This is a genomic window from Staphylospora marina, assembly GCF_003856495.1.
Lineage (GTDB): Bacteria > Bacillota > Bacilli > Thermoactinomycetales > Thermoactinomycetaceae > Staphylospora > Staphylospora marina.
Genome location: NZ_CP034118.1, coordinates 666207 through 678426, shown reverse-complemented (window position 1 = coordinate 678426; position 12220 = coordinate 666207). Strand labels below are relative to the sequence as shown.

Genomic DNA, 12220 nt, shown 5'->3' with positions numbered 1-12220 from the left:
TACCACGAAACGGGGAAGATCCATGGAATATACCATTTACATCGTTGAAGACGAACGGAAAATTGCCGAGTGGATCCGTTCCTTTTTGGTGCCATACGGATACAGGGTGGAACTGGTTCAAGACTTTGCCCGCGTGGTGGAAGAATGCGAAGAACTGAACCCACATCTGGTGATTTTGGATGTGAATCTGCCTTATCAGGATGGCTACCATCTGTGCCGCCGCATTCGCCGGCATTCCTCGGTTCCCATCCTTTATTTGACAGCCCGGGACAGTGAGATCGAGCAAGTGTTGGGCCTGGAGAGCGGCGGCGATGATTATATGACAAAGCCGTTTCATCCGGAAGTATTGCTCGCCAAAATAAAAGCCATTCTCAGACGGGTTTACGGAGAGCTTGCCAATGAGGAGAACACAAACGAGTCAGTGATCCAGATCGGTGAGTTGAAATTGCTTGTCAACAAGATGGAGGTCGTTTATCAGGGTCAAACTCAACCCTTGACCAAAAACGAATGGAAATTGTTGCACCTGCTGATGCAAAGAGCCGGTGAAGTGGTGACAAGGGAAGAGTGTTTGGAAGTGCTGTGGGATGACTGCACCTTTGTCGACGATAACACGCTTACCGTGAACGTCACCCGTCTTCGAAAAAAATTGAGCCCTTGGGGTTTGGATTCCCTGATCGAAACGAAGCGCGGAGTCGGGTACAAGCTGAACCCGAAACGAATGGAAAGGGATCAAACATGAAGCGAGCCCTCTACATTTTTCTCCGTGAACGGGCCGGTTGGATCATTGTGTATTATTCAGGTCTGGGAATCGTGTATTTGTTGTTCGCGTTGATCCTTTCGTTTGAGAAAGCCAAGCTGACGCCTCTCAATCGCCATCTCGGTTATGCCTTGTTGTTGTCTTCCGTTTGGCTCTTATTGTTTCTCGTTCTCCAATTCCTGCGTTGGTATCCGTATTACCGGCAACTGGAGGCATCCGCGCGTGCTTCCTCGGTCGATTGGTTTGCCGAATGGGAAAAAACCGGAAGTCCGGAACGCGATCTCGTCAGCAACGTGATTCAGCATTTTTATCAATTGGCAGTGGAAGAGCGTCATCAATTTCAAACCACCCGGCAACAACATGTGGAATTCATGAATCTGTGGGTTCATCAAATGAAAACACCCGTATCCACACTGCTGCTGTTGAGTCATCAAACGAACGACATTTCTCCGGAACAGCGGGAGTTGTTAAAGAGCATGGAGGAAGAGGCAGAAAAAATAAGCACCGGCTTGGACATGGTCTTGTCCATGGCCAGATTGACCGATTTTGCGACGGACTACCAAATCCGTCCGGTCTCTCTGCTCGAAATGGTTCGGGATGTGATTCATTCCAAAAAGAAATTGTTTATCCGATACAGAATCTTTCCCAAGTTGACAGCTGAACAAGGGGATTGGATCATCTACACAGACAAAAAGTGGAACCGTTTCGTGATCGAACAAATCATCCAAAATGCCTTGAAATATGCTTCTCAGTCCAAGCAAAGCAGCTTTCTCCACATAACATTGGAAAAACAGGATCAAGAGACCGTATTGACCATTCGTGATGAGGGTCCGGGGATCCCCCCTCAGGATCTCCCGCGTGTGTTTGAGCCGTTTTTCACGGGAGAAAACGGCAGACAATTTGCCCAAGCCACCGGGATGGGGTTGTATTTGGTGAAAAAGGTGTTGGAAAAATTGAACCACTCGATCCATATCGAATCCAAAGTCGGGAAAGGAACCGCCGTTTCCATCACATACACAAAGCAATAGTTTGAAACGGTGATTCACGGACAATGTCTTGCCAATCATTTGGTAAGGCATTGTCTTTTTTCAACATCGTTCTCTCAACTTTCCTTGAATTACACGGGTTCACGAAACCTTGCAAAAATGTAAGGCTGCGACGGCGAAATGAAAGGAAAATCGATGGGAGCGCGCCGGAAATGCACGTACACTGAGGATGTCACCAATTGCCGAATGCCGGCGTCCAAAGCAAGGAAAACGAAACATGGGTTGCCGCTCCCCGGCATGTCTTGTTTCGTACTTGAAACCGGTCTCGCAAATCAAAAGTCAAGGATCAGGAGGAGAAAGCATGAATGTCCTTGAGGCAAGAAAGCTGACGAAAATCTACGGTCAACATTCGAAAGGTGCAGTTCATAAAGCATTGGATCAGTTGGATTTGGTGGTGACTCAAGGTGAATTTGTCGGCATCATGGGACCTTCCGGCAGCGGGAAAACCACCTTGTTGCAGTTGCTGGGAACCATCGATCGCCCGACTTCTGGAGAGATTTGGATCAATGGCCACAATGTACTCGAAATGAACCAAAAAGAAATTGCCCATTTTCGACGCAGACAGTTGGGCTTTATCTTTCAGGACTTTCACCTGTTGGATGCATTGACGATCAAGGAAAATATCATCTTGCCACTCGTATTGGAACGAAAACCCCTTTCCGAAATGGAACAACGCCTGAACCGGCTGGTCGATCATTTGGGCATTCGGTCCATCTTGTCTCATCGCCCGTATGAAGTATCAGGCGGACAGAAACAGCGTGCGGCTGCGGCGAGAGCCATCATTCATTCCCCTGCTTTGATTCTGGCGGACGAACCAACCGGAAACCTTGATTCCAAGTCGGCCAAATCACTGATGGAGGCATTGGTCGGTCTCAACCAAAAAGAACGGGCGACCATCGTGATGGTCACACACGACCCGGTCACCGCCAGCTATTGTCATCGGGTGATTTTCATCAAAGACGGAAAACGGTTGAATGAGATTCGTCGGGGAGAAGACAGGCGAACTTTTTTTCAACAGATCATTCATGTGATGTCTGCCTTGGGAGGGGATTCCTATGAATTTGCGTTCTCTCGCCCTTAAAAATGTTCGGTTTCATGCTCAAAGTTATCTGGCTTATTTTCTCAGTTGTTCCTTTTCAGTTTGGATGTTTTTTCTCTACACTTCGCTGTTGTTCCATCCTGTTCTCAAGGAAAAAACAATCCCCTCTCAATTCGTGGCTCTTCTGTATCTGGTGGAAGCGATCGTGGCCGTTTTCTCGGTTTTGTTCATCGGTTACTCCCTGTCAGCGTTTTTGCGCAACCGTAAACGGGACATCGGATTGATGCAGGTATTGGGGATGTCCGTCAATCAAGTGACCCGAATGATCGCTTGGGAAAATCTTTGGGTCGGCAGTGCGGCTACTGTATTCGGAATCGGATTGGGAATCGTCTTTTTCAAGCTGTTCTTGCTGGGCGTATCCGCCGTGTTGGGGTTTGACACTCCGATCCCCCATGTCCTGTCGGTGCGAGCCGTTTTGCTTACGGGCATTGGTTTTGGGATCTTGTTCGTCTTTTTGTCTTGGCGGAACCGCATCATGATCAGCAAGCTTTCGATTGCCGACCTGTTCCGGGAAGCGGTTCAGGAGAAAAAAAAGCCGACCTTTTCCGTTTGGTTGGTGATCCTTTCCCTCGTCTGCATCGGCGGTGCATACCGGTTGGCATTGACCATCACCGCAGGGAAACTCCTTCAAGGTCTGGTTCCGATTCTGACTCTCGTTCTGATCGGTACTTATCTGGGGTTTACACAGGTAAGTGTCGCGGCCATCCATCTCTGCGAGAAAGCCACCTCATTTTATTATCGGGGAAAAAACCTCTTGCTCATTTCCCAATTGCGGTATCGGTTGAGAGACAATGCCCGTATTTTGTTTATCGTTTCCATCTTGAGCAGTATGGTGCTGACCTCCGTCTCCGTCTGTTTCACATATTATTTGCAGGCGGAACGTGCGGCGGAAGATCAGGCCCCCTATCATGTCAGTTGGCATGAGTCACCGAATTCCCGTTTGGACGGGATGGTGGAAAAATGGATTCACAATGAGAATCTGACGGTCACGGCAGAAGTTGAATTTCCCGTGATCCGGGCAGAATCAAGGGTGCACGATTTTTCGCCGACCACGTATCATGTCATTTCCAACGCCAACTTGAATCAACTTCTGCAAAGTTCCACAGGGCTGCCGCCCATTCAACTGCAACCGGGACAAGTCGCCTTCGTGAAAAGCGGCGGAGCCTGGAAAGAAAGCATCAAACAGCTCTCTCCCGAATCAACCATCACCTACCAAGTGGGAACACAAACGTATCCCGCCAAACTGACGAAGCAGATCGAAGGAGTTCTGTTCAATGAATCCGATATCACCCGATTCATGCTGGTGGTGGATGATGATACCTTTCAACGGTTGGCAAATACGGCACCTTCCACGGATCAAGTCATCGTTCACGGATACCGGTTTACGGATTGGAAACAAGTTGAACCGCTGATCAAAGAATTGCAACAACAGATCGGAAATGAGTACGCTGTGAACGGAACCTATCCGGTGTATGATTTGTTGAAAAAAATTTTTGCTCCGCTGATGTTTGTCAGTCTGTTTATCGGGCTTCTGTTTTTTCTTGCTTCGGGCAGCATCCTGTATTTCAAACTGTTTACCGAGCTGCCGGTGGATCGTCGACAGATGAGGGTTTTGGACAAATTGGGAATTCGGAAAAAAGAGGCGGGCAGCATTCTTGGATGGCAAATTCGCTTGTTGTTTTTTATCCCGTTTGTGGTGGGGATCTGTCACTCCGCCGTCGCCTTGAAGATGTTCAGCTTTTTCTTTCAAACCCCGGTGTGGGGAACATTTGGAGCGGTAGCCGGGATCTATTTGGGGGTGCTCCTGTTGTATTACGGTTGGACGAACAGGGGATATACGCAGACCGTGTTGAATCAATAGCTGTAACCGGGCGTGCGTACAAAAAGAAACACCCCGGCCGATGCATGTGACATTCGGCTGGGGTTGCACCACTGCAGGCTGCACCGTTCATTTCTTCAAGAAGACCTCAAACGTTGATCGTGGAGGAGCTTGATCATTTTTTCATCGGATGTCTCACAATTGATGTGCACGATGTCTTCCAGACCGTTCATCTCCACGCTTTGCCAGCAGCTCTATGTTCAAACAGAGTCTCCTCCAAACCACACATGCGCGAGAAATGCTCTCAATTTTTTCGACCCAGGAGACTTTAAGCCCCATGGGCGAAATCTTATTAACGCTTAATTCAAGGTCAGAAAAATGAGCAAGCCTCCGAACAGAATGGCGACCAAACCAATGACTTTCCGCGTCTAGATCAACTCCTCGATTCCTGCAACAATCAACGTTGAATAAAAAACACAAGCTCCGATCCTTTGCATCGAATCCAAATCGTGTAAGTAACCATAAGTCAAGAATCCACTTCTGAGCAAGAATGCCAGCAAATCGTACAACACAAAGACAAGCATTCTGTTTTATTTGAACATGTTCCCGGCCTCGCTTGTCGAAATTTCTCGATAAGATTCATGAGTACATTTCCCGTCAAACCACCGTTTCCTAACATTCGAATTCCGCTTGCCGTTTTTGTCCTCCCGTCCCAAGAACGGGTTCACTGAAAAAACTCCATGTTCATATCATGCTGCCATCAAATCCGCATTTTTTGGATTCAACGGAATCAGTCATCAATTTCTTGAAACCGCGCACAAGGCAGCCGTTGCGGCTGCCTTGTGTTTTGAAATTCACCACTTTTTCGGAGCTTTCGCAAAAAAGTTGGAGGGCGTGATCTTTTTCATTTTGAACAATGTTTCCAACGGTTTTTCATTCTCGTGATTTTGCCATCCGTTTTTGAAGAGATTTTCTCCTTTCTTTGCATCAAGCCAGCCGGATTTAATAAGCTTGTCCAGCTCGAAACACCCTTTCTATGCATTCTCAGTTTTATATTTTATTGAATTTTGTATTTTCAGTCAAAAGTGTTCATTTCAGGGGCGAACATGCAGGCCCATTCAGCCTTCAAACATATTGAGCATCACGCCCGAGAAAAACCCCGTTACTCCATGCATTCGAAGTCCGATTGCCGTTTCCCGTCCTCTTCCCAAGAGAAATGGCTGTTGACCTCTTCCGGTCAACAGCCTTCCCGTTGTGAAGGCGATGGCCACCCTCTTACGTTTGAACGCGACGACGCAATCCCAACAGACCGAGCAGTCCGAACAAGCCAAGCCAGCCGAAATCCGGATCTCTGTCAAGATCGGCATTCACGGCCGTTCGACGAAGGTTGTTCGTCATTCTGTTCATGTCATAATCCAATTGGTTCATATGGTGGTTCGTCACACGACCGTTGCTTTGGCTGTTGTCATCGGGTTGGACCGTTACGGTCGCAGCGGATACGTCCGGAAGATCGACGGCCAATGATGTGATCATGATGGCAGTCAACAACATGACGATCCATTTTTTCATCCGGCATTCATCCCTTCGAAAAATTTTTTCTTAGCATCCCCCTTTTCTCCGCGTGTATGCGAAACGAAAAAACCGTTTTCCCCGCGCAGGGGAAAAACGGTCGATGACATCGATGCTCACGTTCCGCAAAACGTGCGATATTCGCAGGAGTACGGGGAAGGTTCCGCATACTCCTCCTGATCGGGAGTGTGCGCAAAGGGCTTTGACAACACGTCAAGAAGACGGTGCAAGACGTCGGGATCCCCTTTCTCCGCCGCTTCCAAAGCTTCTTCCACCCGGTGATTGCGCGGGATGACGGCCGGATTGTGATTCCTCATCCTCTTACGCACTTGTTCCTCGCTTTCCCGTTGTCTGCCGAGCCGTTCTTTCCAGCGGCCCAACCATTCCAAGAATTCCGGAGTTCCGTGCATGGGGAGCGTCTCCTCCCTGTTGAATGTGAGCGCCAGGAACGTGTTCGTCCAATCCGCCTTGTGCTTGTACATGATGGAGAGAAGGTCATCAATCAGGGTTTCGTCTTCCGCTTCCTCTCCTGCCAGCCCGAGCTTGGACCTCATGCCCGCAAGCCACTCCCGGCGGAACAGATCCGGGAACCGCGACACCTCTTCCTGTGCCAACTCGACGGCACGTTCCTCATTTTCGTGAATCAGCGGCAACAGCGCTTCGGCAAATCTCGCCAGATTCCAGGCGGCGATCCGGGGTTGGTTGCCGTACGCGTAACGGCCGTGGATGTCGATGGAACTGAACACCGTCGCCGGGTCATAGGCATCCATGAAGGCACACGGACCATAATCGATCGTTTCTCCGCTGATGGTCATGTTGTCCGTGTTCATCACGCCGTGAACAAAGCCGACCAGTTGCCATTTGGCCACCAGAGAAGCCTGCCGGAGGATCACTTCGCGCAGCAAACCGAGATACCGGTGATCCGCTTCAAGCCCGGGGAAATGCCGGTCAAGCGCATAATCGGCCAGAGCGCGGAGCTCGTCCACCGATCCGAATGCCGCCGCATATTGAAAGGTTCCCACGCGCAGATGACTGGTCGCCACCCGGATCAATATCGCTCCGGGAAGAAGCGTTTCACGGATGATCTCCTCTCCCGTTGTCACCACCGCCAAGCTGCGGGTGGTGGGAATGCCCAGCGCGTGCATGGCTTCACTGATGATATACTCCCGCAACATCGGGCCCAGTGCCGCCCGGCCGTCTCCTCCCCGGGAGTAAGGGGTTCTGCCCGACCCCTTGTACTGGATGTCGAACCGTTCCCCTTCCGGCGTCAGTTGCTCCCCCAGCAGGATGGCCCGGCCGTCCCCCAAACGCGTAAAGTGTCCGAACTGATGTCCGGCATATGCCTGGGCGATCAAGGCAGCGCCGTCAGGGAACCGGTTTCCCGCCAGCACTTGAACCCCCTCTTCGCTCTTCAACACCTCCGCGTTCAAACCGAGTTCTTCCGCCAACCGCGCATTCAAAACGACCAGTCGCGGCGCGGCGACGGGTGTGGGCTTCACGCGGGAATAAAAAAATTCCGGCAAGCGGACGTAGCTGTTGTCAAAATTCCAACCTGCATCGGAAGAAGGATATCGGATCATGGCGTCTCCTTTTCATTCGATGATGTTTTCATCACATGCGACTGAACATGAATCACCTCTATTGTTTGCTCCCTCCGGTGAACAATGCAACCGGAAAAAAACAAACCCCCGGCAGAACCGGGGGTTCGGGAGTTCCCGGAAGAACTCCCGAAAGAGATTCCGTCATCAGACGCCTTGGCTTACAGCGTTGTCATCGCTGTTGACCAGGTTGTTGCTGTCAGAACCGATTTGGATCGGCACTTGGACGATGACGTTGATCAGCCCTGCGGTGTTGCGGACCGAAGCTCTGTTGATGGTGTTGGAAAGCGCTCTCAGCCTTTCTTTTTGCACTCGTGCAGCAATGGCCCGGGCAATGGCCTCAGCCCTCAGAAGTCTCCTTCTTCTTTTTCCCATACATGAAGCACTCCTTTTCATTTGGTTTTGAATTTGAAGCTGAATCGATCAACCGAATCATTCTCTGTCATACGATTGTTCGTTGTTCGACGCCATGGTGAGAGGCGGCGTTGGCGGCGGACAATTCAGATCATTGATGAGTTGTCCGACCAGGGTTCCGATGCAGGTCAATACGCCCCCCACGTTGGTCAACAAGTTCTGAATCAACGTGCCCAACACTCGATATCACCTCCTTTCAAGGGGGTGAAAAGAACCGCCGTTTCCCGAAGACAGCCGGCAAGAAGCGTCACAACCGGTATGGACGTCTTCTCCTGGCTCGAAGGGCTCTTTTGCGCCCCGCTCGCTTCTTCTGTTTCGCCCGTCGTCCGGGAGCGGGTTCCGCTTCCCCGTCGGCATCGGATGTGACATTCGGAGCGGTGAACGTGAGATTGGGAGAGGTGGACGCGAGATCGGTGATGAGATCCGGAATGTTGACTGTGGCGCCGGATACGGGGGATGCATCATCGGATGCGGAGGCGGCGTTTTTTTGTTCGGAGGCGGCAGGTTTTTGTTCGGAAGCGGCGGCCGGGGTGTTTCCGGAGGCTCCGTTGGGTGTGATCGTTTGTCCTTCAAGAATCAATTGCTGTCCCAACTGTTGTTGAGCCTGACGCAGCAACTGTTTCTTTTGCTGATTGTACGTCTGCATGCTGAATTGAACCGCATTGCCGATCACACCGGCGATTCCTTCAATCATCTGTCCAAAGACCGCTGTATTTCTCAAAGATTCCGGAATTTCAATCTTAACTGTGGGTTGAGCCTCAACGGATGTGGCATCGTGAGTGTCCAAAAACTGACTGAGTGCATCGTAGATTTGTTTTTTCAGTTGATTCTCAAGCTGTCTGGATAGTTGATTCACCATGTTTTGATCAATTTTCGGTTGCATCGATTCGGCTCCTTTCTCGTTCATAAAACTTACTACAATATACAAATTCATCCGAGAATCGGTGAGGGCATTCTAAAAAAATGGTTCTATGACCGACCCCCTTTTTTCGGCGCTGTCACCCGCGATTTCTGAAGCCGGAATCGGTTCTTCTTGCAAATTGGGTTGCGGGGACAGACCCCCCCGAAATGACCATGCATAGAGTATATGAAAGTCCATTCATTCAAACCGGGTCCAATCCGTCACGGAATCCGACATCAGGATCCGGCTTCGTTCCCTTGATTGCGGCCACGCTCCCGGGAATTAGAGGCTTTACGGCAATGGGGAGGTGAAACCATGAAAGGCATCGGATTCAAATTCAAATGGCGCACCATCATCATCTGGGGGATGTTGTTCCTGATCAGGCTGGGGATCTGGCAATGGATCCGGCAGGTGCTCATGAGAGCGGTTGCGGGCAGATTCCTTCGCCCCATTCCAGGAGTCCCCTTGCTCCGCTGATACGGAAAAACCCTCCCCGGAAATCAGGGGAGGGTTTTTCTCGGTGGCGCTGGGTTTTCTGACTCACAGCTCGAGAAGGTGTTTTTCTTCCAAAAAGAAGCCGGAGGGGACATCCGGCACCTTCCAATCATCGTCGTTGATTGGATAAGTCCCATTCAAACACTCTTCATATGTCCCCACATAAAATTCCTCATACGATATTTTCTGGCCATATTAGAGTTCCCAACCGGCAGAACGATAATCACAAACATAGTACTTTGTTTGATCCAATTTGTGTTTATTGTAGTCATCAAAAACGCCAATCGAAACCCAGTTTCCCTTGGAATCTTCCATGAAAAACTTCAAATGAGCGGGCGTTTCCCCTTTTTTGATGGATGTGTAAATTTTGACTCCCCCTTTTGCAATATAGTCCCCGTCACGAACAACAAGCGGCTTCGCAGAAGGTACATTCCAGTAGAGCTCCACTTCTCCTGTGTATCCATTTGGAATCACATAGACCAGATGTTTGGATCCTTCATATTTTGCATAACCAACATATGCCGCAAACACGATCAAGCAGATGATCCCAAACCGTTTCATGGCATGGCCCCTTCATGATGCACGGTTTCCGTGAGATTGACAGAATACACGGCCACATGTTCAACATATCACAAACAACCGGCGGGACGGGAAAAACCTCAAATGAAACACCGCCTCCTTAAGTCCCAAGAAGGCGGTTTTTTCATACGTTCCCGATCAACTTGACTTCTTCCCAAAAAAGTGCTTTGCGTCATATACCTGGCGCTTTTCCCTGATCACAAAAGACATGTGATCCTTGATGTTTCCGATATTTTCCCTCATTGATCTCCGTCATCAACTTAGTCATCGTCATCATCAAAGTAATTTGTCTGTGATGTATTGCTTATTGGTGTTTGAGCCTTATTGACGATGCTTTTCCCCTTATCTTCCCTTTTCTTTGATTGATCGGGTGTATGTTTGACCTTCGAAGATGGAATCAATGGAATGTCCTTCTCACTCATCTGCCGGGAAATCCCCCCTCTCCTCCATTCAGATCCGCATGCAGAACATAAGTAAAGGTTGCTTTTGGACCATTCAATAAATGGCCCCAACAATGCAGCAACAAAACATACGATCCCCATCAGGAGAAAAGGCGGCATAAGGATGCCTGCAAACAAGAAAAAGAATCCCAACAATAAAAGCCCAATACATGGGAGGATGACTTGAATCAACCAATTTATTTTTTCTCTTCTTTTTTGAATCTGCTCTGATTTGCACACCGGACACCTCATCGAAATGCTCCTTCCGGTTGAAGTACATAAACCGGGAGATATCAGAAAAATTGTCCCCCCAAGCCTTTGCTTGAGGAGACATGGCTTTGATTCACGCTTTTTTCTTCCCGAAAAAGTGCTTCAGCGCATCATATACCTGGCTTTTCTCCCGGATGACGTAGTGGAGGAATTTCGGGTCTTTCAGATGGCGGTATGCGGTCATGAGGGTGGAATGACGGTTGTACTGGTTGACTTCCCCGTAGCCGAAGAGATTGGAGCGTTTGATCAGTTCCTTGACGAGAGCGATGCAGCGCTCGTTGTCGGAGCTGAGGTTGTCGCCGTCGGAGAAGTGAAAGGGATAGATGTTGTATCGGCTGGGCGGATAGCGGGAATCGATGATCTCGATCGCCTTGCGGTAGGCGGAGGAACAAATGGTTCCGCCGCTTTCACCCTTGGTGAAGAACGCTTCTTCGCTCACTTCCTTTGCTTCGGTGTGGTGGGCGATGAACACGATCTCGACGTTCTGATAGCGGGTGCGCAGGAAGCGGACCATCCAGAAGAAGAAGCTGCGGGCGATGTATTTCTCGAAGATGCCCATGCTTCCGGATGTGTCCATCATGGCGATGACGACGGCGTTGGAATGAGGTTGAACGACGTCTTCCCAGGTTTTGAACCGAAGGTCGTCGACGGAGATCTTCGCTTTCCCTTTTTTACCCGCGAGGGCGTTCCGCTTGATGGCTTCGAGCAGGGTGCGGCGCTTGTCGATGTTACCCATGAGACCTTTTTTGCGGACATCGTTGAAACGGATGTCCTCGACGACGATTTGGTCCTGCTCCTTCTCTTCCATCCTCGGAAGTTCCAGTTCGGAAAACAGGATGCCTTCCAGTTCGGCCACGGACACTTCCGCTTCGTAATAGTCCGTGCCGGCCTGGTCACCGGCCCCCTGCCCTTTGCCGGGGCCTTTCTGACCGGCCTTGCCGTCCCGGCCGATGACATCGCCGACCTGGCTGTTTCCGTCTCCCTGCCCCACGTGTTTGCTCTTGTTGTAATTGTAGCGGAAGCGGTATTCCTCCATGGAGCGGATGGGAATCTTGATGATCTGTTTCCCGTCCGACATGATGATGCTCTCTTCGCTGATGAGATCGGCCAGGTTTTTGCGAATGGCTTCCTTCACCTTTTCCTGGTGCCGCATCTGATCTTCATAGCCTTTGCGGTGAAGGGACCAATCCTCTTCCGACACGGTAAAGCGGGGGTGCGTCACGACGGGTCACC

13 protein-coding genes are annotated in these 12220 nt (G+C 50.1%); 5 read left to right on the top strand and 8 right to left on the bottom strand.

What is annotated here, in order from left to right; all coding sequences use genetic code 11:
• Window positions 1-22: 22 nt before the first annotated feature.
• The 4 genes from EG886_RS03525 (at window position 23) to EG886_RS03510 (ending at window position 4763) form a co-directional block, all read left to right on the top strand.
• Window positions 23-739: a response regulator transcription factor gene (locus EG886_RS03525; protein WP_124726845.1), complete on the top strand. Its 717-nt coding sequence runs from the start codon at window positions 23-25 to the stop codon at window positions 737-739.
• Window positions 736-1785, top strand: a complete 1050-nt coding sequence (locus tag EG886_RS03520) for a sensor histidine kinase (protein ID WP_124726844.1) — start codon at window positions 736-738, stop codon at window positions 1783-1785. Before EG886_RS03525 ends, EG886_RS03520 begins: the two co-directional genes overlap by 4 nt.
• A 319-nt stretch (window positions 1786-2104) precedes the next feature.
• Window positions 2105-2884 carry an ABC transporter ATP-binding protein gene (locus tag EG886_RS03515; protein WP_124726843.1) on the top strand — a complete coding sequence of 260 codons (780 nt, stop codon included), beginning with the start codon at window positions 2105-2107 and terminating at the stop codon, window positions 2882-2884.
• On the top strand, window positions 2859-4763 hold the full coding sequence (locus EG886_RS03510; protein WP_124726842.1) for an ABC transporter permease: 1905 nt from the start codon (window positions 2859-2861) through the stop codon (window positions 4761-4763). The genes EG886_RS03515 and EG886_RS03510 overlap by 26 nt, the downstream gene beginning before the upstream one ends.
• Window positions 4764-5996: 1233 nt before the next feature.
• Here EG886_RS03510 and EG886_RS03505 read toward each other — a convergent pair.
• The 5 genes from EG886_RS03505 to EG886_RS03490 all read right to left on the bottom strand — a co-directional run bounded on the left by EG886_RS03505 (window position 5997) and on the right by EG886_RS03490 (window position 8996).
• Complete coding sequence (locus EG886_RS03505) at window positions 5997-6290, bottom strand: WGxxGxxG family protein (protein WP_124726841.1); 294 nt, start codon at window positions 6288-6290, stop codon at window positions 5997-5999.
• Window positions 6291-6406: 116 nt separating this feature from the next.
• Window positions 6407-7870 (bottom strand): protein adenylyltransferase SelO, encoded by a 1464-nt coding sequence (locus EG886_RS03500; RefSeq protein ID WP_124726840.1) that lies wholly within the window; start codon window positions 7868-7870, stop codon window positions 6407-6409.
• Between the two features lie 165 nt (window positions 7871-8035).
• Window positions 8036-8263, bottom strand: coding sequence for a hypothetical protein (locus EG886_RS03495; RefSeq protein WP_124726839.1), 228 nt, complete (start codon window positions 8261-8263; stop codon window positions 8036-8038).
• Between the two features lie 57 nt (window positions 8264-8320).
• Entirely contained in the window at window positions 8321-8482 is a 162-nt protein-coding gene (locus tag EG886_RS13645) for a hypothetical protein (protein WP_164491630.1), read from the bottom strand.
• A 67-nt stretch (window positions 8483-8549) separates the two neighbouring features.
• A complete protein-coding gene (locus tag EG886_RS03490; RefSeq protein ID WP_124726838.1) occupies window positions 8550-8996 on the bottom strand; it encodes a hypothetical protein in 447 nt (148 codons plus the stop codon).
• A 522-nt stretch (window positions 8997-9518) separates the two neighbouring features.
• Here EG886_RS03490 and EG886_RS13640 point away from each other — a divergent pair.
• Window positions 9519-9680, top strand: a complete 162-nt coding sequence (locus tag EG886_RS13640; RefSeq protein WP_164491629.1) for a hypothetical protein — start codon at window positions 9519-9521, stop codon at window positions 9678-9680.
• A 213-nt stretch (window positions 9681-9893) separates the two neighbouring features.
• Here the strand turns inward: EG886_RS13640 and EG886_RS03485 are convergent, their stop codons facing one another.
• The 3 genes from EG886_RS03485 to yhbH all read right to left on the bottom strand — a co-directional run bounded on the left by EG886_RS03485 (window position 9894) and on the right by yhbH (window position 12209).
• Window positions 9894-10259 carry a DUF6843 domain-containing protein gene (locus EG886_RS03485; RefSeq protein WP_124726837.1) on the bottom strand — a complete coding sequence of 122 codons (366 nt, stop codon included), beginning with the start codon at window positions 10257-10259 and terminating at the stop codon, window positions 9894-9896.
• A 278-nt stretch (window positions 10260-10537) separates the two neighbouring features.
• Entirely contained in the window at window positions 10538-10969 is a 432-nt protein-coding gene (locus EG886_RS03480; protein ID WP_124726836.1) for a hypothetical protein, read from the bottom strand.
• A gap of 91 nt (window positions 10970-11060) precedes the next feature.
• Entirely contained in the window at window positions 11061-12209 is a 1149-nt protein-coding gene (gene yhbH, locus EG886_RS03475; protein ID WP_124726835.1) for a sporulation protein YhbH, read from the bottom strand.
• Window positions 12210-12220: the final 11 nt, after the last annotated feature.